General features: G+C 64.2%; 19 protein-coding genes and 1 pseudogene. 9 read left to right on the top strand and 11 right to left on the bottom strand.

The features are described 5' to 3' along the window. Nucleotides 1-48: 48 nt before the first annotated feature. Together G6N73_RS12410 and G6N73_RS12405 are read right to left on the bottom strand one after the other, a co-directional pair. Nucleotides 49-2,070 (bottom strand): hydantoinase/oxoprolinase N-terminal domain-containing protein, encoded by a 2,022-nt coding sequence (locus tag G6N73_RS12410; RefSeq protein ID WP_165027946.1) that lies wholly within the window; start codon nt 2,068-2,070, stop codon nt 49-51. Nucleotides 2,071-2,155: 85 nt separating this feature from the next. Further along, nucleotides 2,156-2,755: a hypothetical protein gene (locus tag G6N73_RS12405; RefSeq protein WP_165027944.1), complete on the bottom strand. Its 600-nt coding sequence runs from the start codon at nt 2,753-2,755 to the stop codon at nt 2,156-2,158. Between the two features lie 728 nt (nt 2,756-3,483). On the opposite strand from G6N73_RS12405, the gene G6N73_RS12400 reads away from it, so the two are divergent. From G6N73_RS12400 to G6N73_RS12390, 3 genes are all read left to right on the top strand, one after another. Then, complete coding sequence (locus tag G6N73_RS12400; RefSeq protein WP_165027942.1) at nt 3,484-3,741, top strand: hypothetical protein; 258 nt, start codon at nt 3,484-3,486, stop codon at nt 3,739-3,741. Between the two features lie 22 nt (nt 3,742-3,763). Continuing rightward, the gene (locus G6N73_RS36825) at nt 3,764-4,765 is read left to right on the top strand and encodes a hypothetical protein (RefSeq protein ID WP_246251967.1); all 1,002 of its coding nucleotides are present in this window, start codon (nt 3,764-3,766) and stop codon (nt 4,763-4,765) included. 461 nt (nt 4,766-5,226) lie between these two features. Next, nucleotides 5,227-5,550, top strand: coding sequence for a GIY-YIG nuclease family protein (locus G6N73_RS12390; RefSeq protein ID WP_165027938.1), 324 nt, complete (start codon nt 5,227-5,229; stop codon nt 5,548-5,550). A 132-nt stretch (nt 5,551-5,682) separates the two neighbouring features. Here the strand turns inward: G6N73_RS12390 and G6N73_RS12385 are convergent, their stop codons facing one another. The 3 genes from G6N73_RS12385 to lepA all read right to left on the bottom strand — a co-directional run bounded on the left by G6N73_RS12385 (nt 5,683) and on the right by lepA (nt 8,547). Beyond that, nucleotides 5,683-5,826 carry a hypothetical protein gene (locus tag G6N73_RS12385; protein WP_165027936.1) on the bottom strand — a complete coding sequence of 48 codons (144 nt, stop codon included), beginning with the start codon at nt 5,824-5,826 and terminating at the stop codon, nt 5,683-5,685. 305 nt (nt 5,827-6,131) lie between these two features. Next, nucleotides 6,132-6,323 carry a DUF2283 domain-containing protein gene (locus G6N73_RS12380; RefSeq protein ID WP_165027934.1) on the bottom strand — a complete coding sequence of 64 codons (192 nt, stop codon included), beginning with the start codon at nt 6,321-6,323 and terminating at the stop codon, nt 6,132-6,134. A gap of 415 nt (nt 6,324-6,738) precedes the next feature. Further along, nucleotides 6,739-8,547, bottom strand: a complete 1,809-nt coding sequence (lepA, locus tag G6N73_RS12375; RefSeq protein WP_165027932.1) for a translation elongation factor 4 — start codon at nt 8,545-8,547, stop codon at nt 6,739-6,741. A gap of 208 nt (nt 8,548-8,755) precedes the next feature. Here lepA and G6N73_RS12370 point away from each other — a divergent pair, with 208 nt between their 5' ends. Further along, complete coding sequence (locus G6N73_RS12370; protein WP_165027930.1) at nt 8,756-10,729, top strand: PatA/PatG family cyanobactin maturation protease; 1,974 nt, start codon at nt 8,756-8,758, stop codon at nt 10,727-10,729. Nucleotides 10,730-11,660: 931 nt separating this feature from the next. Here G6N73_RS12370 and G6N73_RS12365 read toward each other — a convergent pair. Beyond that, the gene (locus G6N73_RS12365) at nt 11,661-12,320 is read right to left on the bottom strand and encodes a TetR/AcrR family transcriptional regulator (RefSeq protein ID WP_165027928.1); all 660 of its coding nucleotides are present in this window, start codon (nt 12,318-12,320) and stop codon (nt 11,661-11,663) included. A 243-nt stretch (nt 12,321-12,563) separates the two neighbouring features. Here G6N73_RS12365 and G6N73_RS12360 point away from each other — a divergent pair, with 243 nt between their 5' ends. Beyond that, nucleotides 12,564-13,511 (top strand): homocysteine S-methyltransferase family protein, encoded by a 948-nt coding sequence (locus tag G6N73_RS12360; protein ID WP_165027926.1) that lies wholly within the window; start codon nt 12,564-12,566, stop codon nt 13,509-13,511. A gap of 152 nt (nt 13,512-13,663) precedes the next feature. Here G6N73_RS12360 and G6N73_RS12355 read toward each other — a convergent pair whose 3' ends face one another. The 4 genes from G6N73_RS12355 to G6N73_RS12340 all read right to left on the bottom strand — a co-directional run bounded on the left by G6N73_RS12355 (nt 13,664) and on the right by G6N73_RS12340 (nt 18,385). After that, the gene (locus G6N73_RS12355) at nt 13,664-14,668 is read right to left on the bottom strand and encodes a cytochrome d ubiquinol oxidase subunit II (RefSeq protein ID WP_165027924.1); all 1,005 of its coding nucleotides are present in this window, start codon (nt 14,666-14,668) and stop codon (nt 13,664-13,666) included. Beyond that, a complete protein-coding gene (locus G6N73_RS12350; protein WP_165027922.1) occupies nt 14,668-16,044 on the bottom strand; it encodes a cytochrome ubiquinol oxidase subunit I in 1,377 nt (458 codons plus the stop codon). Before G6N73_RS12350 ends, G6N73_RS12355 begins: the two co-directional genes overlap by 1 nt. A 151-nt stretch (nt 16,045-16,195) precedes the next feature. Next, nucleotides 16,196-17,458, bottom strand: coding sequence for a PQQ-dependent sugar dehydrogenase (locus G6N73_RS12345; RefSeq protein ID WP_165028096.1), 1,263 nt, complete (start codon nt 17,456-17,458; stop codon nt 16,196-16,198). Between the two features lie 222 nt (nt 17,459-17,680). Continuing rightward, nucleotides 17,681-18,385, bottom strand: coding sequence for an SDR family oxidoreductase (locus tag G6N73_RS12340; protein ID WP_165027920.1), 705 nt, complete (start codon nt 18,383-18,385; stop codon nt 17,681-17,683). Nucleotides 18,386-18,727: 342 nt separating this feature from the next. Here G6N73_RS12340 and G6N73_RS12335 point away from each other — a divergent pair, with 342 nt between their 5' ends. Further along, nucleotides 18,728-19,069: a hypothetical protein gene (locus G6N73_RS12335; RefSeq protein ID WP_165027918.1), complete on the top strand. Its 342-nt coding sequence runs from the start codon at nt 18,728-18,730 to the stop codon at nt 19,067-19,069. Between the two features lie 236 nt (nt 19,070-19,305). Here the strand turns inward: G6N73_RS12335 and G6N73_RS12330 are convergent, their stop codons facing one another. Further along, entirely contained in the window at nt 19,306-21,297 is a 1,992-nt protein-coding gene (locus G6N73_RS12330) for a PhoX family protein (RefSeq protein WP_165027916.1), read from the bottom strand. 163 nt (nt 21,298-21,460) lie between these two features. On the opposite strand from G6N73_RS12330, the gene G6N73_RS12325 reads away from it, so the two are divergent. The 3 genes and pseudogenes from G6N73_RS12325 to G6N73_RS37920 all read left to right on the top strand — a co-directional run bounded on the left by G6N73_RS12325 (nt 21,461) and on the right by G6N73_RS37920 (nt 24,403). Beyond that, on the top strand, nt 21,461-22,174 hold the full coding sequence (locus tag G6N73_RS12325; protein WP_165027913.1) for a phosphatase PAP2 family protein: 714 nt from the start codon (nt 21,461-21,463) through the stop codon (nt 22,172-22,174). A gap of 109 nt (nt 22,175-22,283) precedes the next feature. Further along, nucleotides 22,284-22,556: a helix-turn-helix domain-containing protein gene (locus tag G6N73_RS12320; protein WP_165027911.1), complete on the top strand. Its 273-nt coding sequence runs from the start codon at nt 22,284-22,286 to the stop codon at nt 22,554-22,556. A gap of 132 nt (nt 22,557-22,688) precedes the next feature. After that, nucleotides 22,689-24,403: pseudogene (locus G6N73_RS37920) on the top strand (SulP family inorganic anion transporter). Nucleotides 24,404-24,451 lie beyond the last annotated feature (48 nt).

Raw genomic sequence — 24,451 nt, 5'->3', positions numbered from 1 at the left:
ATACGCACAGGATAACGCCGGGACCGCACCCCGTGGACAAATCGCCGGCTACACCGCGATGCGCGGGCGGCCGGTGGCGACGGCGAGAATCTGCGCCTCTATGAACATGCGCTGGCCCTCGACCGTCGAGGTGCGGAACTCGCGAAGCACCTCGATTTCGGCCGTGTCGGTGCCGGCGGCCCTGGCGCGCAAGGCTGCGATCTCGCGCACATCGGCTTCCGCAACCGCGATCGCCTCGGCCTCGCTTGTAAAATCGCGCACGGTGTCGCCCGACGAGACCCGGAATAGCCCCTCCTTCGGCTGGCTGACCCCGGCCTCGGCCGAGACGCGGACCTGGCCGACGACGGCGCCGAGCGCGTTGGCGACGTCGGTATCCTCCGGCACCACGCAGGCGTTGCCGACCAGCTGCGGCAGCCCGGCATAATGCAGCGGCGCCGACGCGCCGAGACCGATCACCGGACGATCGAGCGCGACGGTGAGCCGGGCGATGCCTTCATGGCCGTCGACCGAGCGCTGCACCAGCGCATGCGCGACGGTCGCCGCGCCGTCGAGACCGTCCTCGGCGAAGGCGGTCTCGAGGATCACTTCCGCCGACCAGCGGGTGAGCGCGGCCAGCACGCGCTCCGATAGAGCCTCCGGGCTCGCCGCGATCGGCTGGCCGCGGCCGTCGCGCTTGCGGGCGAACAGTTCCGCGCCCAACCGGGCGGCGGTGGCGTCCCAGTTGGACTGCCTGCCGAGCGTATGGGCGGCATCGGACGGGGTGAAGCCGACGACATGCACCAGCCCCCGCGCGACCAAGCGGTTGAGCGTTGCGTTCTGCGCGTTCGAGGTGAGCAAGGCGTCGAGCGGCAGAGGCTGCGCGCCGATCGACTCGTAAAGCTTGGATTCCGGCCCGGAAAGGCCCGCAGCAAGCCGTTCCGGCACGCCGGTTCGGATCGCGAAGCGGCCATCCATGCGGCCGGGATTGGGCGCGCGCAGCTGTCGTTCGAGCTGGCTGGTGACCACCTCGCCATGCACCATTCCGGCCAGCGCCAAGGGCACGAGGCGGCGGGGGCCGAGCAGGAGGCGCGGGCGCAGCCCGCCATCCTCCAGCGAAATTTCGGAATCGCCGCCCAGGCCGAAGGTGCGCATGGCGACCGCCTCGACCATGGTGCGGTAGCCGCCGACAGTCGCGCCTTCCGGATCAAGCCGGGGCCGGCCTTTGTCCAGCACGGCGACGTCGGTGGTGGTGCCGCCGATATCGGAGACGACGGCGTTGTCGAGGCCGGTCATGTGGCGGGCGCCGACGAGACTGGCGGCCGGGCCCGACAGGATGGTCTCGATCGGCCTCGCGCGCGCGAAGGCGGCAGAGACCAGCGCGCCATCGCCGCGCACGACCATCAGCGGGGCTTTTATCTTGCGGTCGGCGAGAAAACCTTCGGTGGCGGCGACGAGGCGGTCGATCATCGAGATCAGCCGGGCGTTGAGCAGCGTGGTCAGCGCGCGGCGGGGGCCGCCGAGTTTGGCGGAAAGCTCGTGGCTGGCGGTGACGGGGAGGCCGGTCCTTTCGCGGATCAGATCGCGGGCGGCGATCTCGTGGGCCGGGTTGCGGGTGGCGAAATAGGCGCAGACCGCGAAGCCCGAGACGCCCTTGGCCAGTTCCGGCAGCGCCGCCTCCAGCTCCTCCAGCATGAGCGGTTTGGCGTTGCCGTGGACGTCGTGGCCGCCGCCGCAGAACACCACAGGGTCGGCGCCGAGCGCGGCCTTCAGCCCGTCGCGGGCAAGGTCGGCCTCGGAAAAGCCGATCATCACCAGCGCGACCCGCCCGCCCTGCCCCTCGACCAGGGCGTTGGTGGCGAGCGTGGTCGACATCGACACCAATTTGATAGCCGCCGGGTCGACTTTTGCCTTTTCCAGCACCGCGCCGACCGCGCCGGAAATGCCGACCGCCAGATCGTGCCGCGTGGTCAGCGACTTGGCCTTGGCGGCCACACCCGCCGCCTCGGACCAGAGCACGGCGTCGGTGTAGGTGCCGCCTGTGTCGATGCCGAGGAAGAGCGGCGGGGCGGGCGGTGTTTTCCGGGCGATCATTCTAGGCGGCATTCCAAGGGCGTGGATATTTTTCTCCCGCGCCCTTTAGACTACCCGCCGCCGGAATGGAAACCGGCCAGCCGCGCTATTCGGCCATGGCAGTCTCCTTGCGCGCGGTGGTCTCCGCGACCTGCTCCTCATCCTCCGAACGGGTCTCACAGATCCATTTCAATGCCTCCTGCGCGGCGACGCGATAGGTTTCGATGATGTCGATGTCGATCGGTATGCAGGGCGGGAAGATTGCGAAGGAAATTGCAATCTTATCCTCGTCGCGGCGCCCGGAGCAGCGGCCGCGCCGGCGGCAGGCGCGCACGGCGCAGGTCTCGTGGTTGCCGATCACGGTGCAGATCTGGTGCATCAGGCAGAGATAGATGGCGTGGACCACCGTGTGGTGCTCGATGTCGCGCCGGTAGGCCGCATATTGCGCGTCGGTCTCGTTGCCCTGTGGCTGGAGGCGCAGCTTGAAGCTCGGCCAGCGCGGGTCCAGCGTCTCGTAGAGATATTCGCTCATGGTGACGCAGCCGCTGTGGTCCGCCAGCGCGCTTTTTTCCGTGAGCGGACGCGGCCACATCCTTTCGGGCGGCACGCCGCGCGCCGGGGTCATATCCACGAAGACCGGCGTCAGGTGAGGCGGGAACGGGTTGCCGGCCTGGGAGAGAAGCGGCTGGGTTTTATCGTCGGTCATGTTTTTGCTCCTGGGGTGATTTTGCACAAGCGTCTCCGTTCCCGCGCCGTGAGGCCGAGTTGGTGAAAAAGGTCCGGGAAGACGGGCGGTCGCGGGATCGCTCATCTTTATGTATGTGCGATCTCGCGACCGCCCGTCCGGCGATTTCTGTCCCCGCCCGTTCCGCTGCACCCTTAAAACCTTGCGGCTTTCAGGGCCTGTGTGCTCCTCCAGCACGCCGGGACCGTATTGTCCCGAGGGGAACCACTGGACGGGACCTCCCCGGCCCCATGGCTTCGTCGGCCGTGGAACGGAGGCGCCGGTCCTCCCCCGCTCCACTGTCGCGATTGGCAGAAGCGATCAGGGATCGGCTCTCCCTTCTCTCCTTGAGGGAGAAGGGAGATTGGCGCGAAACGCCAAGCGGGGTGTTGGAAGGAATGCAGGCGTCTCAGACCCGTGAGGCAGCTCTCCGAGTTCACCCCTGCAGGATCGCACTCCGTGCAGCACCCCTCATGGGATGGGGCCGTCGATAGACACAATTTACGATTGTGTCTATCGACCCTTTAGTTATCGCAAAAATGGTAAAGAAATATAGTTAGGATTCGGTTGATTCTTCGGATTCCATCCGTTATATATGGATTCGAGAACGGTGAATCGCGAAATATAGCCATTAAATGCGAACTCTTGAAAACGATTTAATAATCCCGGCACTACAGATACTCGCGGATTCCGAGCATCCGGAGATGGGAATGACCACAGCCGACTTGGCCACTAGGTTGCGTGAACAGATTGAACCCACCGAGGAAGATCAGGAGAAGCTTCAGGGCCGAAAGGATGACCGGCTAAGCCAAGTCATCCGCAATCTGGTGAGCCATCGCACGCTGGAACGCCGCGGCTTGGCTACATACTACAAGGATCCTCGTACTGGACGCGGCCGCTATCGCTTGACTCCAATGGGGATTCGAACCTTGCAGGAACGATCAGGCACTACTCCTATATCTAAATAAAAGGAAGCGGGCGGGATGTCCCGTGCAACACGGTTTAGGGATCGCAAAAACCCGCCTTGTGAGCGTCATCGGCACGCACGGCATCGCGGTCGCACGCACAATCGAACAGAAGATTGCTGTCGCCGGGCCATACAACCAAAGAGTCAATCCACATCTGATCACGGCGGCGCGAAACTACCTAGTCAAAGCGGGCGTGATCGCTGCGCGCAGGGTAGGCGCAGTAGCATGGTACCATCTGCCAGACACCCCGGAGGAGCACCTCGTTCAGAGGCATTCCGAGCAGGAACCCACATACCGTGAGATAACAAGCGGCAAATTGACGAAGCGAGTCGGGCAGACACTTGAAATTGCTGTCCAGCGCGCCCTTGAGTCGGGGACCGGCCTTGACCACTTCGGTAGATTCATTGACCTAAGCGAACACGACGACAGCAGTCTCTACAGAAAAGAAGAGCCTCCCTCACACATCGGGACCCGGTGTCTTTCGGGTAAGCAGAAGCTTGATTTTTTGGTCCGTGCCCACGGCAACGGCGCTCTTTGGGTCGGAATCGAGGTCAAGAGCACCCGTCCGTGGGTTTATCCACAGCAGGATGAGTTGCTTGAACTGCTACGAAAGTGCGCAGCATTGGACATTGTACCCGTGTTGATCGCGCGCCGCATTCCATATGTGACCGGACACCTCTTCCGACGGTGTGGTTTAATCACTTGGGAGACCCTGCGTCAGCGATATCCGGCATCCGATGCCGAACTCGCAGAACGCGCTCGCCACAAGCGGATTTTGGGGTTTGCGGATATCTCACTCGGTAATGAACCAGATGGGCCGCTACTTAACTTCATTGGAAAGAATCTTCCAAAATTGATTCCAGAAGCTCGTGAACGCTTCGATGAATATAAAGATCTGCTGACCTCTTATGCATTCGCGGAGATCTCATACAACGAATTCGCCGCTCGCGTTAGGCGAAGGTCGGATGGCCAAAACGAAGATTTCGACCTCACAGATGAGGATTGGTTAGAACCTCCTTGGTAAAAGGCCAGCCGGCTGCAATCGGCGCGCGCTTTCTGCCAATCGCCGGGAGCCAGAACCTTGCTGGCGGAGAGGATTTCGATGCCGATCACCCTGCCCTCGGCGTCCACATCATAAATGAACGGCCGGCTTCGGCTTGCAGGCGCTGGCCCCAAACCTCGTGGTTCGACAGGCTCACCATGAGGTTTGGGGAGACGCCGCGCCATAACTCTGAGGCCCCCGGGGGGCGGGGGCCTTTCCCCCTGCATCCTGGAACGTTGGCGGCTAGCGAGCGAGGCGTTTCAGTAGCCCTCATGGTGAGCCTGTCGAACCATAGGGCGCTTGGCGCCAACGGCATTTTTCCGCTTGCCCCAAACCTCGTGGTTCGACAGGCTCACCATGAGGTTTGGGGAGGCGCCGCGCTTCATAGTGCGCGATGAGGGATTTGGGGTGCCGCGCTCCGCCATGAGGGTTTGGGGCCAGCCATGGAAGTCACCGTCTATATTCTGCGCTGTTCCGATGGCTCCTACTACACCGGGCTGACCAAGCAGGAGATCGAGGCGCGGGTGTGGGAGCACAATGAGGGCATTTATGACGGGTATACGCGCAAGCGGCGGCCGGTGGTGCTGGTGTTCACCGAAACCTATGACCGGATCGTCGATGCGATCGAGCGCGAGCGGCAGATCAAGGGATGGAGCCGGGCGAAGAAGGAAGCGCTGATAGCGCTGGATTATGAGGGGTTGCCGGAACTGGCGAGGAACAGGCAGGGTGGTGGGTATGTGAGGCGGTGGCCGCCGGTGGCGGGGTAGGGTGCCAAGCGCCCTCGTGGTTCGACAGGCTCACCATGAGGGCTACTGGATGGTCGCGTTAATCGTCATCGCTGTGGCAAATGCCAGTTCATAGGCAGGCGTTCGCGAGATTAGCTCACTGGACGGGGGAGACTAGCGGTGCCTATCAGTAGCCCTCATGGTGAGCCTGTCGAACCACGAGGGCGCTAGGAGCCGGGCAGCCCGCTGGCTGTCACCCATCTTCAGCGCTTCGATGAAAGCCGCCTGGGGGATGTCGACCTTGCCGAACTGGCGCATGCGCTTTTTGTCCTCTTTTCTGCTTTTCGAGCAGCTTGCGCTTGCGGGTGAGGTCGCCGCCATAGCTCACTCCGCGGCGTCGGCGGCACTTCCCGGCCGGCGGGCCAATCGCCGGGAGCCCTTGCTGGCGGAGAGGATTTCGATGCCGCGCCTTCGACGTGCATATCATAGATGAATGGCCCGGCTTCGGCGGTTTCGACGATCTTGCCGCGCCGAGATAAATGTAGGCCGCGTCGGCTCCCGGATCGTAGGTCGTACATCGGCCGCTCCTGGCGCATGACGAGCCGGTTTGCGGCGATGAGGCGTCAGGCCGCTTCGTTCAGCGCATCCGCCGGCAGTTGGGCTTTGGCGTCGAGCAGTTCGATGCCGACGATCCTGCCTTGATCGTCATAGTCGAAGATCACGTCCGGCGAGACTTCGGCGCTTTCCAGCACCTTGGCCGAAAGCCTGATATAGGCGGCATTGTCCTTGGGCCGGTATTTGAGGGTCGGGGTCATGCTGGCCTTCTCGCATTGCGATCGAAGAAGACGGTTACTATACGGATTTCACTCGCTGTTTCATAGCAGGCGACCCGCAGGATGCGTCCGCCAAACTCGGGAATGGCGCGAAGCGGCGCTCGACACCGGGGCGCCTGGGGTCGGGCACGGTCCAGGATGGATCGCGGACTGCCCTCTCGATCCAGTCCAGGTCAAGCTCGCGCTCGATGAGGGCGTCCTCGGCGTGTTCAGTCAGGACAAGTTCTTCATTGCCGGCAGGACCCCTCTCCGTCGCGCCGCGCGCGACACCTCTCACCCAGAGGGGCGAGGAACTGCGCCGGCGCGCTGCCGCACCACCCCCACCCCGGCCAGCAAAGCTGGCCGACCCTCCCCTCTCCTTCGACAAGCTCAGGATGAAGGGGGAGGGTAAGAGGCGCTAATTGTCGCCCATCTTCAGCGCTTCGATGAACGCCGCCTGTGGGATGTCGACCTTGCCGAACTGGCGCATGCGCTTTTTGCCCTCTTTCTGCTTTTCGAGGAGCTTGCGCTTGCGGGTGACGTCGCCGCCGTAGCACTTTGCCGTCACGTCCTTGCGCAGGGCGGAGATGGTTTCGCGGGCGACGATGCGGCCGCCGATCGCCGCCTGGATCGGGATCTTGAACATGTGCTGCGGGATCAGCTCCTTCAGCTTCTCGCACATTGCGCGGCCGCGCTTTTCCGCCGCCGTGCGGTGGACCAGCATGGACAGCGCATCGACCGGCTCGTCGTTGACCAGGATCGACATCTTGACCAGGTCGCCCTCGCGGTAGTCGGTGAGCTGGTAGTCGAAGGAGGCGTAGCCCTTGGAGATCGACTTCAGCCGGTCGTAGAAATCGAACACCACCTCGTTGAGCGGCAGGTCGTAGATGAGCATTGCGCGCCTGCCGACATAGGAGAGGTCGACCTGCACGCCGCGCCTGTCCTGGCAGAGTTTCAGGATGCCGCCGAGATAATCGTCGGGGGTCAGGATGGTGGCGCGGATCCAGGGCTCCTCGATCGAGGCGATCTTGACCAGGTCGGGCATGTCGGCCGGGTTGTGCAGCTCCTTCACCGAGCCGTCGATCAGGTTCATGCGGTAGACGACGGACGGCGCGGTGGCGATCAGGTCGAGGTTGAACTCGCGCTCCAGCCGCTCCTGGATGATCTCGAGGTGGAGCAGGCCCAAAAAGCCGCAGCGGAAGCCGAAGCCGAGCGCGGCGGACGTCTCCATCTCGAAGGAGAAGCTGGCGTCGTTGAGGCGCAGCTTGCCCATGGCGGCGCGCAGATCCTCGAAATCGGCGGCATCGACCGGGAACAGGCCGCAGAACACGACCGGCTGCGCCGGCTTGAAGCCGGGAAGCGCGGCAGCGGTCGGGCGCTTGTCCTCGGTGATGGTGTCGCCGACGCGGGTGTCGGCCACCTCCTTGATCGAGCCTGTCAGGAAGCCGAACTCGCCGGGGCCGAGCTCGTCGACGGTGACCATCTTGGGGGTGAAGACGCCGGTGCGCTCGACCAGATATTTCGCGCCGGTCTCCATCATGCGGATGGTCTGGCCCTTTTTCAGGCGGCCGTCGATGATGCGGACGAGAACGATGACGCCGAGATAGGTGTCGTACCAGCTATCGACCAGCATGGCCTTGAGCGGCGCGTTTATGTCGCCTTCGCGCGGCGGCGGGAGCTGGTTGACGATCGCCTCCAGCACGTCGGGAATGCCGAGGCCGGTCTTGGCGGAGATGTAGACGGCCTGGCTTGCGTCGAGGCCGATGACCTCCTCGACCTGCTCCTTGATGCGCTCCGGCTCGGCGGCGGGCAGGTCGATCTTGTTCAGCACCACGACGATCTCGTGGTTGTTGTCGATCGCCTGGTAGACATTGGCCAGCGTCTGCGCCTCGACGCCCTGCGAGGCGTCGACCACGAGCAGCGAACCCTCGCAGGCCGAGAGCGAGCGCGACACCTCGTAGGCGAAGTCGACGTGGCCGGGCGTGTCGATGAGGTTGAGGATATAGTCCTCGCCGTTTTTGGCGCGGTAATTCAGGCGCACGGTCTGCGCCTTTATGGTGATGCCGCGCTCGCGCTCGATGTCCATGGAATCGAGCACCTGCTCCTTCATGTCGCGCAGCTCGAGCCCGCCGGTCGACTGAATCAGGCGGTCGGCAAGCGTCGACTTGCCGTGGTCGATATGGGCGACGATGGAGAAATTGCGGATGTGGGAGAGGGGCGTTGTCATTCGCGCGCATGTAGCAGGGGCGACATGCGCGGGCAAGCGCGGCGCTTTGGCGGGCTCAGCCCTTCGGCAGGCTCAGGATGAGGGGGGCGCGGCAGCCGCATGACGTATAGGTTGTATCCAAAATGCTAATGCAATCTATAGTTGACTTTCCCTTAAGTGAGGAACACCATGGCGGCGGGGTTGGACATCGGTCCAGGGGAGCGGTCGCGTGCAGGGGTCGAAGGCCTATGCGGATCTGGAAAGGGCGCTGCCGGGCGGCGGCGACGGGCGGATCACGATCGCGGTGCTGGACGGGCCGGTGGATCTTGCGCATCCCTGCTTTGCAGGCGCGCGGCTGACGGAACTGCAAACGCTGGCGGCGGGAAGCGGCGGCGGGCGGGCGCTGGCGCACGGCACGCATGTCGCCAGTATCATCTTCGGCCAGCCGGGCAGCGCGGTGCGGGGGATCGCGCCGGCCTGCCGCGGGCTGAACGCGCCGATCTTCTGCGATGGCGGCAGCGGGCTGACCTCATCGCAGCTCGACCTGGCGCGGGCGATACTCTTGGCGGTCAAGCACGGCGCGCACATCATCAACATCAGCGGCGGCCAGCTGACGCCGTCGGGCGAGGCCGAGCCGATTCTGGCGCAGGCGGTGGAGACCTGCCTCAGGCGCAACGTGCTGATCGTGGCGGCGGCCGGCAATGACGGCTGCGACTGCCTGCACATTCCAGCCGCCGCGCCCTCGGTGCTGGCGGTCGGCGCGATGGACTATCTCGGCGCGCCGCTCGCCTCCAGCAATTGGGGCGCGGCCTATCTCGCGCAGGGCGTGCTGGCGCCGGGCATGGCGGTTTTGGGCGCGGCGCCTGGCGGCGGCACGGTTTCGAAGAGCGGCACGAGCTTCGCCACGCCCTACGTTTCGGGCGTGTGCGCCCTGCTCGCGGCGGCGCAATTGGCGAGGGGCGAAGCGCCCGACCCGCACGGGATACGCGCAGCGATCCTGCGCAACGCGAAACCCTGCCCGGAAGGCGCGGCCATGGGCTGCGAAAAATTCCTGGCCGGCAGCATCGATATCGAAGCAACCATCAGAGACCTCGGAAGGGGACACGACATGAAGACCGACATGGATATTTTCGCGGAGCGGGACATGGTCTCGCAGGCGCCGGCCGAAGCCTTCCGGCCGTCGGCGATCGCACTTTCGGCGGCGGGCGGCGCGATCGCGATGTCGAGCGAGGACGCGCCGGAAGCGGCGGAGGAGTTCCCGCAACCGCCTGCCGTGACGGCGTCCGGACAGATCGAGCCGTCTGACTGCGGCTGCGGTTGCGGCGGCGCGGGCAAGAAGAACGGCGAGGAGCACAAGGACTGCGGATGCGGTTGCGGCGGCAAGGGTGGCGACGCCAAGAAGCCGCAACTCGTCTATGCGCTCGGCAAGCTCGGCTATGATTTCGGCACCGAAGCGCGCCGGGATTCGCTGGCGCAGGCGATGTCCGGCGAAGCCAACAATCCGCTGCTGCCCGACCATCTGCTCGCCTATCTCGACGCCGCTCCCTACGACGCGTCCGCGGTGATCTGGACGCTCAATCTCGACGCGACGCCGATCTACGCCATCGTCCCGATGGGGCCGTTCGGGGCCGACGCCTATAAGCGCCTGCGCGAGGCGCTCAGGGCGCAACTCAACGAAGGCGTCGAGCTGATCTCGGTGCCGGGCGTGATCTCCGGCAGCATGCGGCTGCAATCCGGCCAGGTGGTGCCGATCATCGTTCCGGCGATCCGCGGCATGTACAGCTGGGCGACGCAGCCGCTGGTGACGCATGTGCTGGGTGAAGCGCCCAAGGCGGCGGCCGAGCGCGAGACCTATGAGCGGTTCTCGGCGGGCCTCACCAACTTCCTCGACCGCGTCTACTACGATCTGCGCAATCTCGGCGTGACCGGCGAGGAGCGCGCGATCAACTATTCGGCGACCAATGCGGTGCAGATCGCCGACGTGATCCGCAGCACGACCAGGGACCAGCTCGACCTCGACCGGCTGGCCGTGAAGAAGAGCCCGGTCTGCCGTCCCGATTCGGACTGCTACGACGTGGAACTGTCGTTCTTCAATCCGAACAACACCAACGTCGCCAACAGGGTCTTCCGCTTCACGGTGGACGTGAGCGACGTCATCCCCGTCACCGTCGGCGCTGTGCGCAGCTGGACGCGGAGGGCGTGATGTCCGCGCAGAACGCCAGACGACGCCGCACGCCGCGCAAGGCCGCCCCACGAAGCGGCCTTGCCACGCGGCTGCCCGCCCAATTTCAACCGGTGTTTCGGGGCGTCACTGCCGACCCATTCCGTATGCACGTGGGCGCATCAAACGTAGATTGCACGCGATGTCTTCTCGCATGCAGCCGGATCGGAGGCCACCTGCAGTCGATCTGCGAAAGCCTCTGCGCGGCAGTCTGCAACAGATGAAGCGTGGCGCCAGCACACAGCATTTTGCATCAGGCATGAAACCGAGAAGGAGAAACAACCATGAGACTGCCTAACCAAGCACGGACCGTCGTTCGTGGCAGAAGTGCCGATCCATTCAATGGTGCGGTAAGATCGTCGGGATGTGACGTCTTTAAGGCCATCAGGTGCGCCGCCTCCGTGGCCGCATGCGTCGCCACATGTGCCGCGGGACCGCAGGCCTGCATCGCCTGCTTCGCAGCCCTCGGTGCAAGCGACTGCATCGATTGTCTCTAGCTTGAATTTATCGCTGCGGGGGCGATATCCAGACCCCTTCCTCAGTAGGGTCTCGAAGCAAAACCGCGCATCCCGAGCCGGTCCAGAGGAGAACTGCCATGAAGTTTCCAACCCAGGCCAGGCCGGTTGCCCGGCAGACGAGCAAGGCCCGCGATGAGAGTGCAGGCATTGCACCTTCCGACTGCTGCGGCGCGGGCCGGTGCTGCGTGGGCGCGTGTCTGCCGTTCGGCGGCGGCTGCGCCGGCGTGTGCGTGCCGAATATCGGCCAGTGCTAAGGCGTAACCTCGCCGGAGCCACAAGCGCAGCGGGCGGATCCCATGCCGCCCACTGCGCACACGCCCAACACTCAACGGCGGGCATAATCAGCCCGTCGCCCGGCAATTCTGGCTGATGCGCCGCGGATGAATTGTGGCAGCCTACTCCGCCGCTACAGCGACGGCGGCTGGGCGCGGCATTGCGGCTTGCGCGGCCGGAGTGAACAGCACCTTCACGAAGCCGCGGAAGGCGAGGATCTGGCGCTGCAGGACGCCGGGGTCGCCGATTGCGCGCGACATGATGATGCCGCCGTCGACCACGCAGCAGAACATGTCGCCTACATCGTTGATGTCGATGGTATCTCGTGGCGGATAGGCTTCCGCTACGCCTGCAAGGGCCGCGCGGAAGCGCTCGCTCCACTTGCGAACCGTATCAGTGGTCAGCTCCCGCACCTCGCGGTCGAACAGGCGTTCCTGGTAGACAAAAGTCGCGACCAGACAACCCGGATGGCCGTTGGGCAGGTCGTTCATGAGTTCGGCCAGCAGTTTCAGCGTGATCAGGAAGGCCTGCAACGGGTCGTCCGACAATTGCCGGCCGCGATGGAATGCCTCGTCGAAAATGCGATCTTCCATCTCGACATAGCGCAGCATCAAAGCGCGGGCGAGTTCGTTCTTGTCCTTGAAATGGTAGAAGAAGCCGCTCTTGGTTATGCCGGCTTCGGCGATAATCTCCTCGATGGAGGTAGCGCCGAACCCCTTGGCGAGCACCGAGGACTCGGCGATCTCCAGAATACGTTCGCGGGTTTCCTCACCTTTGCGCATGACCAAATCCCCTCGAATTTACTGTACCTGCGGTACGGTTTCCGGCCGGCGAACAGTGAACCGGCAATGACGCGGACCGTATCGGGTCCGGCTATCCGTCTGTAATTTCAGCGGTCCCCGCTACGGCGGAACTACCGGACCACAAGCTTTCTAGTTCACGGGTGGCCCGTGCGGATAAAACACAGCCATTCCGAACCGGCCGCAACCAACGGCGCAGAAATTATCCTATCACTGGAGACAAGCATGGCCAAGTACCGCCAGAATCTGCCGCAACTCGCCAACAGAACTTTCCTGAGCGATGGCGGCATGGAAACAACGCTCATCTTTCACGAAGGCATCGATCTTCCGCATTTTGCTTCCTTCCCGCTGATGGCGACCCCGAAAGGACGGCAGCAGCTCAAGGAGTATTATGTCCGATACCTGACGATCGCCCGCCAGAGCAGGACAGGCTTTATCCTCGACACGCCGACCTGGCGGGCCAATCCCGACTGGGGAAAATTGCTCGGCTACGGGTCGGAGGCGCTGCGCGTCATCAACGAGGATTCGATCGCGCTGCTGCTTGAATTGCGCCGGGAATTCGAAACGCCCGAAACGCCCTGCGTGATCAGCGGCGCGATCGGACCGCGCGGCGACGGCTACAAGGCCGGCCAGATGGAAGCCGGGGAGGCGCAGGCCTATCACGCGGCGCAGGTCGAGAGTTTCGCGCGCACCGACGCCGACATGGTGGCGGCCTATACGATGAACACTGTCGAGGAGGCGATCGGCATCGCAAGCGCGGCAAAAGCGGCGCGGATGCCCTGCATGATCTCCTTCACCGTGGAGACCGACGGCAAGCTGGCGACCGGAATGGAGCTTGAACGGGCGATCACCATGACGGATGAGGCCACGGACGGCTCGCCGGCCTACTACATGATCAATTGCGCGCATCCGACGCATTTCATGCAGGCGCTGAAGAAGGGCGAGAAATGGCTCGACCGCGTCTATGGCGTGAAGGCGAACGCCTCCGCCAAGAGCCATGCCGAACTGGACGAATCCGAGACGCTCGACGCGGGCGACCCGGATGATCTCGGGCGGCGCTACAGCGGGCTCAGGGCTTCGTTTCCGACGATGCGCATACTGGGCGGTTGCTGCGGCACCGACCATCGCCATGTCGCTGCGATCTGCGAGGCCTGTGTGCCGCAGGCGGCGTAGCGCGAAAGAGCCAACCGAACAGGCCTGACCTGGCACTGGAGCGCTGTTCTGAACGGCATGCAGATCGACTTCGAGGCGTTCAAGGCCGAATTCGGCGGCGACTGAAGCCGGCGAAAGACGATCCCCGGCACATTCCGGGGATCGTCATTTGCTCAATCGTAGCGCAGGTCCGACGCCTTTCCGCCGAAGACGCTGTAGGCATAGAAGGAATAGCCGATGATGACCGGCAGCACGAACAGCGTGCCGGCGAGAATGATGGCCAGACTCTCGGGCGCTGATGCTGCCTGCCAGATGGTGAGCCGGTCGGGCACCACGAACGGGTAGAACGACCAGGCGAGCCCAGTGAAGCCCAGCGCGAAGATGGCGGCGAGCGTCAGGAAGGGCAGCAGGGAGTGGCGGTCATTGGCCTTGGGCAGATGAAAGGTCTGCCACCAGAGCCAGGCGAAGAGCACGGCCGAGAGGATGGGCAGCGGCGCCAGGTAAATCATGTCGGGCAGGACGAACCAGCGGTCGAAGATGCGCGGGCTGGCGAGCGGGGTGGCGATCGACACGGCGGCCATGCCGAGCGCGGTGAAGACCAGCGCGGAGCGCAGCCAGAGCACAGCCTTCTGCTGCAATTCGCCTTCGGTCTTGTAGATGAGCCAGGCCGAGCCCATGGCGGCGTAGGCGGCGGCAAGGCAGAGCGCCACCAGCGCGCCGAAGACCATGGCCGGCAGCCCGGTTGCGAGGCCGAGCACGTAGACGCCGAGCATATAGCCCTGCGCCAGGGAGGCGATGAGCGAGCCGGCGAAAAAGATGCGGTTCCAGCGCTGCTTACGGTGGGCCGGCACCTTGGCGCGGAAGTCGAAGGCGACGCCGCGCAGGATCAGGCCGAACAGGAGCACGAAGACCGGTAGATAAAGCGCAGTCAGGATGACGCCGTGCGCCAGCGGAAAGGCGACGAGCAGCAGGCCGACGGCGAGCACCAACCAGGTCTCGTTGGCGTCCCAGAACGGGCCTATCGCCGCGATCATCGTGTCCTGCTCCTCGTCGCCGGCAAAGGCGAAGAGGATGCCTATGCCGAGGTCGAAACCGTCGAGGATGACGTAGATCAGGATTGCGAGGCCCATCAGGCCGGCGAAGATGAACGGGAGAAGGATCGGCCAGTCGAGGGTCATCATATCTTTCCCTCATGCTGCAGCGGTTGCGACAAAGGCCGGCCAAGCACGGAAGGCAGCGGAGACTCGTCGCCGTCCTTCGCGGCCTTCAACGCCAGATGGACCAATGTGGCGAGATAGGCAACAATCAGGACGGCATAGAGGATCAGATAGCCGGCGAGCGTCATCGCCACATGGCCGCCAGCGACCGGGCCGAGCGCCTCGTGCGTTTTCATGACGCCGGTAACCAGCCAAGGCTGGCGGCCGATCTCGGTCGTGTACCAGCCGGCGAGCGTGGCAACCCAGCCGGAGAGGGTCATAGGCACCAGAAGATAAGCCAGGAGTCGAGGCAGGGTCTGCCGCTGCCACAGGAAGTAGGCGGCGCTCCAGGAGATGACGAGCATCAGAATGCCGGCGCCGACCATGATGCGGAAGCTGAAGAATAGCGGCGCGACCGGCGGATGATTGCCGACAAAATCGTTGAGCCCGGGAACGACGCCAGCGGAGTGATGGGTCAGGATAAGGCTGCCGGCATTGGGGATGGATATCTCGAAGCGGTTTTCGCGGGCGGCCTCGTCGGGCCATGCAAACAGGATCAGCGGCATGTTCGCCTGCGTCTCCCAATTGGCCTCCATGGCCGCGATTTTCTGCGGCTGGTGTTCAAGCGTGTTCAGGCCGTGCTGGTCGCCGGCGAAGATCTGGATGGGGATCAGGATAGCGGCGGCGAAGACGCCGGTGCGCAGCGCCTTCCACATCGATTCCGAGCGGTCGCCGACGAGGAAGCGCAGGGCGGAAAGCCCGGCGATGAAGAAGGAGACCGTCAGGCCGGAGGCCAGCAGCATATGGACGAGGCGATAGGGGAAGGACGGGTTGAAGATGACCGCCCACCAATCCGTGGCGTGGGCGACGCCGTCGCGCATTTCGAACCCGGCCGGCGTCTGCATCCAGGAATTCAGCGCCAGAATCCAGAAGGCCGACATGGTGGTGCCGAAGGCGACCAGGAAGGTCGCGGCGGTGTGGACCTTGTTGGAGACGCGGCGGAAGCCGAACAGCATTATGCCGAGGAACACCGCCTCGAGGAAGAAGGCGGTGAGCACCTCGTAGGCGAGCAGCGGGCCGGCGATGTTGCCGACATGCTCCATGTAGCCCGGCCAGTTGGTGCCGAACTGAAAGCTCATGGTGACGCCGGAGACCACGCCCAAGGCGAAGGACAACGCGAACACCTTCACCCAGGTGAAATAGGCGCGCATCCAGGCAGGGTCGGAAGTGGAGTTGTAGCGAAGCTTGAAGAAGAGGAGCATCCAGCCGAGGGCGATGGTGATCGCGGGAAACAGGATGTGGAACGAGATGTTCGCGGCAAACTGGACGCGCGACAGGATGAGCGGGTCTGCTTCCATGACCTGTGCCTTCCCGGCTGTTGCAACCGAAAGGTAAGCGGCGGCGAGCGCGCGGTCAAAGCGGCGCTATGGCGCAGCCCTTCGGCAGGCTCAGCCCTTCGGCAGGCTCAGGATAGCGGCGGAGTGTCGCAGCCTGCGGTTGCGGAGTCCGTTATTGCGCCGGAACCACCCGCCAGACCTTGTTGCCGACATCGTCTGCGACGAGTAGCGCGCCGCGGCGGTCGATGGCGACGCCGACCGGCCGGCCGAGCGCCTTGTCGTCGGCGCTGATGAAGCCGGTGAGAATGTCCTGCGGCGGACCGGACGGCCTGCCGTTCTGGAACGGCACGAAGATGACCTTGTAGCCGCTGCGCGGGCGTCGGTTCCATGAGCCGTGCTGGCCGACGAAGGCGCCGCCGGCAAATTGCGGGCCGAACAGATCGGCGTCGTAGAAGGTGAGGCCGAGCGAGGCGGTGTGCGCGCCGAGCGCATAGTCGGGCACGATCGCCTTTTCGACCAGGTCGGGACGCGGAGGCTGGGCGCGGTCGTCGACATGCTGGCCGAAATAGCTGTAGGGCCAGCCGTAGAAGCCGCCCTCCCTGACCGACGTCATGTAGTCGGGGACCAGATCGCTGCCGATCTCGTCGCGCTCGTTGACGACGACCCAGAGCTCGTCGGTAGCGGGGTGCCAGGACAGACCGTTGGGATTGCGCAGGCCAGAGGCGAAGAGGCGCGTCTGGCGCGTCGCCAGGTCGATTTCGAGCACGGCGGCGCGGTTTTCCTCGGCCTCCATGCCGTTTTCGCCAACATTGCTGTTGGAGCCGACGGTGGCATAGAGCTTCGAACCGTCCTGGCTGGCGATGACGTCCTTGGTCCAGTGCTGGTTTATCGGCCCGGCCGGAAGGTCGGCGATCTTTTCGCCGGGCGCGTCGATCTTCGTCGCGCCGTCGGTATAGGGGAAGGCGACGATGGCGTCGGTGTTGGCGACGTAGAATGTGTCTTCGAACAGTGTCATGCCGAAGGGCGAGTTCAGGCCTTCGAGAAAGGTCGAGCGCGTCTCGGCGACGCCGTCGCCGTCCGCATCGCGTACAAGCGTGATGCGGTTGGCGCTCGGCACCTCGGCGCCGGCGCGGGTCAGGACCAAGCCCATGATCCAGCCGCGCAGGCTGAATTCCTCCTCGGGCTTGGGCGGCCGGTTGGTTTCGGCGACCAGCACGTCGCCATTGGGCAGGACGTGCAGCCAGCGCGGATGATCGAAATCGCCGGCATATTCGTTGACGGCGAAGCCAGGCGCCGGCGTCGGCATCGTGCCCTCCGGCCAAGGGCTGGCCGGAGCGATGTTGATGGTGGGGATGAGTGTCTGGTTGGGCTCGGGCAGGGTCGGATTGGCGCCGTAGCCCTCCTCGACCGGCACTGTGGCCTCCTCACGCGACATGAAGAAGACGGCGACGGCAGCCAGAATGGCAAGCACGACGAGTATGAGGATGGCGATGAGGATTCGTTTCACGGCGGCCTGCTCCGATCCGATGAAGTCCTGGCGCATGATCCGGCCGGAAGGTTCGTAACTTTTCGCTGCGGGACTTCGGTTCGAGATCACGCTTCTCGCCTAACAGCGAGCAGGGAACATTGTTGCAGGCGGCGAAGCGTCAACCGCCTGTTACATCGATTTGGTGATGCCGCCGTCGATGCGGATGTTCTGGCCAGTGATGTAGCTGGAGCGGTCGCTGGCCAGAAAAGCGATGAGCTCCGACACCTCCTCGACGCGGCCATAGCGGCCCATCGGGATGCGCTCGCGGCGCTCGCCGGTTTCGGGCAGGCTGTCGATGAAGCCGGGCAGGACATTGTTCATGCGGACATTGTCGGGCGCGTATTTGTCGGCGAAGAGTTTCGTGAAGGAAGCAAGCCCGGCGCGGAACACACCGGAGGTCGGGAACAGCGCTTCGGGCTCGAAAGCGGCATAGGTGGAGATGTTGACAATCGAGCCTGATTTCTGGGCCTGCATGACAGGCGTGACCAGACGGGCGACGCGGATGGCGTTGAGCAGATAGATCTCCATGCCGAGATGCCAGTCCTCGTCGCTGATTTCGAGGATCGGGGCGCGCGGGCCATGAGCGGCGCTGTTGACCACCGCGTCGATGCGGCCCCATTTCTCGATCGTCGCGTCGACCAGGCGCTTCAGATCGTCATTGGAGCGGTTGGAGCCGGTGACGCCGATCCCGCCGAGCTTTTTGGCCAGCGCCTCGCCCTTGCCGGAGGAGGACAGGATGGCGACCTGAAAACCGTCTTCCGCAAGCTTGCGCGCCGCATCCGCGCCCATGCCGCTGCCGCCTGCGGTGATGATTGCTGTTTTGAGTTCCGCCATTCTTTTGATCCTTTCCTCATGTCAGCGCCCGCTGGACCTTGCGCGATAATTCGAGCCATCACGAGAACTAGCCACGCCGGCCCGGCAGGACAAGTCGCTGGTCTAACAGGTAGTCATAGCTCGACTGCTCCGCAGTGTTCGGGCAACCGCTGTCGGTGCTGCCCCTCATCGCCCTGCCGGGCAGTTCTCCCCGTATCCTTCGACAAGCTCAGGATTTCGACAAACTCGGGACGAGGAGAAGGGGCTGTCGAAACGTCTCGCCATCTTGACGGCAATGCCGCTTTGCCGGAGAGATCGCGCCTGCGCTTGCCGGCAGCAACGCGTGACGGGGGAGAAACTGCCTTGACCTTATCCGGCTTGCTTCAGCTTGGCCTTTCGACCGTGATCTTCCTCCTTGCCGCGACCGTGGCGAAATACTGGGCGCTGGCGCCGAGCATCCCCAAGCTGCTTTTGACGCTGGCGCTCTATTCGCTCGGCAACCTGATCATGCTCAGGCTGGTGCGCGAATTCGGCATGGCCTCGGCCTTCAGCCTTTCGGCGGTGATCCAGCTCGTCGCGGTTAACGTGATTGCGCTGGCCTATTTCAGCGAGCGGCTGAACGCACTGCAAAGCGGCGGCATCGTGCTGGCGATCGTGGCGGTGGGGTTGATTACGCTCGGGCCGGCGATCAGCGGCGGGCGGTGAGCCTCTTCGCAAACTCTACTTCGCCGGACACAGGACGGAGTTTCTGCGCTGAGTTTAGGATGGCGATCTAACGCTAGCGCTGCCCCTTATCGCCCTGCCGGGCACTTCTCCCCGTATAGTGACGGGGAGAAGGAGGCTGGCCGCAACGCTGGCGACCCCTCTCCCCGTCCTGAGCTTGTCGAAGGATCACGGGGAGAGGGCAAGGGTGAGAGGCGGCGCCGACTTAGGTGATTGCTCTATACACCGATCTTGCCGCCGCCCTGCTTGGTAATGGCAACGACGGCGGGACGGACCGGCATGTCGTCCTTGAAGTCGGGCCAGCGGGTCGAGAGATCCTCGTAGTAGGATGGGCGGCCGAAGCCTTCCCAATCCTCGCCGCCATCGGCCGGGTGCTGCACGGCGACAAAGGCCGTCTGGTCGTCCGGCGTGAACAGCGGGCCGCACAGCTCGGCGCCGATCGGCACGCGGAAGAACAGCTTCGACGTGGCGCGCGCTTCGCCCTCGGTGTCGACCGCCCACAGGCCATCGGTGCGGCCTGTTTCTTTCGGACCGTTGCCGTCGGTCGAGACCCAGAGCCGGCCGGCGGCATCGATGGCGCAGTTATCAGGCATGCCGAACCAGCCATTGGCGGTTGTCGAGGTCGAGAACGACGCGCCAACGTCGGCAACCGCGGGATCGCCGCATTTCAGCAGGATCTCCCACTTGCCCTTGGTCGCAGCGAAGTCGCCGCCGTCCTCGATCAGTTCGATGATGTGGCCGAAGGCGTTTTCGGCGCGCGGGTTGGCGGCGTCGACCTGCTCGGCCTTGCGCTTGGTGTTGTTGGTCAGCATGACATAGACCTTGCCATTGGCGGCGTTGGGCTGGATGTCCTCGGGGCGGTCCATCTTGGTCGCTTCGAGCAGGTCGCCGGCGCGGCGGGTCTCGATCAGCACGTCGGCCTGGCTGGCAAAACCGTTCTCGGCGGTCAGCGGACCCTGGCCGTGGACCAGAGGCAGCCATTCAAAGGAGCCGTCCTCGGCGAATTTGGCGACATAGAGCGTGCCTTCGTCGAGCAGGTCCATATTGGCGGCGCGGTCGTCGGGGTTGAATTTGCCGGCGGTGACGAATTTGTAGACATAGTCGAAGCGCTCGTCGTCGCCGAGATAGAAGACAACGCGGCCATCTGGCGCCACGATCGACTCGGCGCCCTCATGCTTGAAGCGGCCGAGCGCGGTGCGCTTCTTCGGCACCGAGTTCGGATCCTGCACGTCGACTTCAACGATCCAGCCAAAACGGTTCGGCTCGTTGGGTTCCTTCGACACGTCGAAGCGGTCGTAGAAATTCGCCCACTGATAGGTTCCGTCCGGAACGCCGACACGTTCGTAATTGGCGGCTTCGCTGTGATCGGCCGGCAGTTCGCCGGCGAAATAGCCGTGGAAATTTTCCTCCGCCAGGATGTAGGTGCCCCAGGGTGTGACACCGCCGGCGCAGTTGTTGACGGTGCCGAACACCTTCGTGCCTGTGGCGTCGGCATTCGTCTTGACACGGTCATGGCCGGCGACCGGGCCGGAAAGCTGCATTTCCGTGGTGGCGGTGATGCGGCGGTTGAGCTTGCCGTCCTTGACGACCTGCCACTTGCCGCCTTCCTTCCTGATCTCGACGATCGAGCCGCCATGGGCGGCCATCTCGATGTCGACGCGCTTCTGGTCGGCGTCGCTGACCTTGATCTTGCCCTCGGAGATCGTGACGATGCCGGGGAACATCAGATGCTCGTTGGTGTATTCGTGGTTGACCACGAGCAGGCCGTGTTCTGACGAACCGTCGAGCGGGATGTAGCCGACATAGTCGTTGTTGTAGCCAAACTGTTTGGCCTGGGCTTCCGGCGTCTGGTTGGCCGGATCGAACTCCGGCGCATCGGCGAAGATCGGATCGCCCCAGCGCAGCAAGATGTCGGCGTCATACCCGGCCGCGACATGGTGCTTGTCGTCGATGCCGGCTTCGACTTCGTCGAAGCTGAAGACCGAACCCGATGCGGCCCGGGCATTGTCGGCGGTTATCAGCGCGATCGGGCTGACGGTGGCCGCGATGGCCGAAACAGCCAGCGAGCCCTTCAGAAAGCCGCGGCGCGAGAAGCGCGCGGCGATGATCTCGCCCATCGTTCTGTTGGCGGTCGGATTGTGGCCCGGACCGTCATTGTCCTCGAGCAGGCTGGTGCGGAATTTGGTTTCGGGGGAGACGTATTCGTTCATCGGACTGACCTCTGGCTGACGGCTTGAGATGAGCGATGGCTAGTGCCGCCCTATAACAGGAGGATGACAGTTTGCGCCTGGCGGACTTGCCGGCCAAGGCGTGGGGCCTATAGGTCTAGCGCGGTTGGAACCACGCCCGCACACATCCTCAACGAGAGACCCCATGCCGTTTTTTCCCGATTTCCTGAAGAGGATCGAGTTTTCCGTGCTGATGGCGGCGATGATCATTGCCGGCGGCGCCTATGGTTTCGTCGAACTCGCGGAGATCGCGCGCGAGACAACACCGCACACATTCGACACGCGCATCCTACTCGCCTTCCGCACGCCGGGCCAGCCCGACAATCCGATCGGCCCGTTCTGGATGGAGGAGGCGGTGCGCGACATGACCAGCCTGGGAAGCGCCGCAGTGCTTATTTTTTTCACGGCAGTCGTCATCTTCTATCTGATGATCGTCCGCAAACCGGCGGCCGCCCTGTTCGTGTTCGTTTCCGTCGCCGGCGGCCAGTTGCTGAGCAGCGTGCTCAAGCTCGGCGTCGACCGCCCTCGCCCGGAACTCGTGTCGCATCTGGCCGACGTGCACACGCTGAGCTTTCCGAGCGGGCACGCCATGATGTCGGCCGTGACCTATCTGACGCTCGGCGCGCTGCTGGCCCGGATAATGCCCAACACTGCTCTCAGGATTTACGTGCTCGGCGTCGCCGTGCTGGCGACATTCCTGGTCGGCGCCAGCCGTGTCTATCTCGGCGTCCACTGGCCTTCCGACGTGCTGGCCGGCTGGTGCGCCGGAGCCGCCTGGGCAATGCTTTGCTGGCTGATCGCGCGGCTGATGCTCAGGCGGGCGGGAGAGATCGATAATTCTACTCCGGCGGACACCTGACGGGGTTTTCTCCCGAGCTCCATTCCTGCGGTGCCAAAAGATGATGCTTGAAACATCATAATGGATGTATGATACATTCATCTCGCAGACTCAGACAGGAGCACTGTCCGTGATCACCGCAGCGCAGATGCGCGCCGCGCGGGCGCTGGCCGGCATAGACCAGAAGACGCTCGCCGAACGCGCCGGCGTTTCGCTTCCCACCATCCAGCGGATGGAAGCGAGCGACGGCGTCGTCAGGGGCGTCGTCGACACTCTGGTCAAGGTCATCCACGCGCTGGAGATGTCAGGCGTGGAGCTGATCGCGGACAACCAGGCAAGCATCGAGGGCGGCAGGGGCGTTCGCCTGCGCCAGCCCGCGGGGCAGAACGGGCAATCCGGCTGAGTCCGGCAGACCAAAGTCGCGACGGCGACGCCGACATTTTGGTGGTGTTGAATCGGGCGATGCCGGCCTGACCGGTGATCCGACACATCCCAGCCGACGATCCCGCCGCCCTTCGCGCCGCGAAAGGCAGACATGAAAGCAGATCTCAATTCCGGCCGGGCGACGAGACAGCCGACATTCCGGGAGCTCTACACCCCCAAGCTGGTGACGGTGCTGCGCGAAGGCTACGGCCTGCCGCAGTTCCAGGCCGACCTGCTCGCGGGATTGACGGTGGCGATCGTGGCGCTGCCGCTGTCTATGGCCATCGCCATCGCCTCGGGGGTTTCGCCTGACCGCGGCCTCTATACGGCGATCGTCGGCGGCTTCCTGGTCTCGGCGCTTGGCGGCAGCAGGTTCCAGATCGGCGGCCGGCCGGAGCCTTCATCGTGCTGGTGGCCGCGACCGTGGCGCGGCACGGCGTGGACGGGCTGATCCTGGCCACGATGATGTCTGGCGCATTTCTCGTCGCCGCCGGCTATCTGAGGCTCGGCACCTACATCAAATTCATCCCCTATCCGGTGACGGTCGGCTTCACGTCCGGAATCGCGGTCATCATCTTCGCCAGCCAGCTCAGCGAATTGTTCGGCCTGACGCTGCCTGGCAAGGAGCCCGGCGAGCTGATTGAAAAGCTGGTAGCGCTGGGCGAAGCCGCCGGTACGGTGAACCCGGCAGCGGTCGGCGTCGCTGCCCTGACGATCGGCGTCATCCTTGGGCTGAAGCGCCTGCGGCCGACCTGGCCGGGCATGCTGATAGCCGTTGCGGCGGCCTCCATCGCGGCATTTGCATTCGCCATGCCTGTCGAAACGATCGGCACCCGCTTCGGCGGCATACCGCGCTCGCTGCCGCTGCCTTCGCTGCCGGAATTCGGCCTTGAGAAAGTGCAGGCGGTGTTTCCGGACGCCGTCGCCTTCGCGCTGCTCGGCGCGATCGAATCGCTATTGTCGGCGGTGGTGGCCGACGGCATGACCGGGCGGCGGCACCGCTCGAATTGCGAACTGGTGGCGCAGGGGTTCGCCAATATAGGCTCGGCTCTGTTCGGCGGCATCTGCGTGACCGGCACGATCGCGCGGACCGCCACGAATGTGCGGGCGGGCGCGCACGGCCCTGTTTCGGGCATGCTCCACTCGGGCTTCCTGCTGCTCTTCATGCTGATCGCCGCGCCGCTGGCGAGCTACATTCCGCTCGCCGCGCTTGCCGGCGTGCTCGCGGTGGTGGCCTGGAACATGGTCGAGAAGACCGCATTCGCCGCGCTCATCCGCTCGTCCTGGGGCGACGCCATGGTGCTTCTGGTGACCTTCGCGCTGGTGATATTCCGCGACCTGACCGAGGGCATAGTGGTCGGCTTCGCGCTCGGCTCGGTGCTGTTCATCGATCGCATGTCGAAATCGATCGCGGTCGACACGGACGTGCCGATGGTGCGCGACGATGTCGCGGACGACCGCAATGGCCGCCGCACGAGCTACGATCCGGAGAAGGCGAGCGATCCGGACACAGTGATTTACCGGATATCGGGGGCGTTCTTCTTTGGCGCGGCCACGACTGTCGGCACGGTGCTTGATCGCATCGCCGACCAGCGCAAGAGCTTCATCCTCGACTGCTCCGGCGTGCCGTTCCTCGATTCGACAGCGGCCAATGTGCTGGAAGGCGCGGTGCGCAAGGCGAAAAGGGCGGGCGTGCGCTTCTTCATCACCGGGGCGACGCCCAACGTCCGGCGCATGCTGTTTACACATGGGGTGAAGCCGCCGCATGTCCGCTACAAGGCGACGATCGAGAACGCGCTGCAGCAGCTGCGCCACGAGCGGGTTTGACAAAAAAATTCACAGCGCTGTCGGATTTCCGTTTGATAGTTCGTCCTA

This window comes from Allomesorhizobium camelthorni, assembly GCF_011045125.1.
Taxonomy (GTDB): Bacteria; Pseudomonadota; Alphaproteobacteria; order Rhizobiales; family Rhizobiaceae; genus Allomesorhizobium; species Allomesorhizobium camelthorni.
This window is presented reverse-complemented; position numbering and strand designations above follow the sequence as displayed.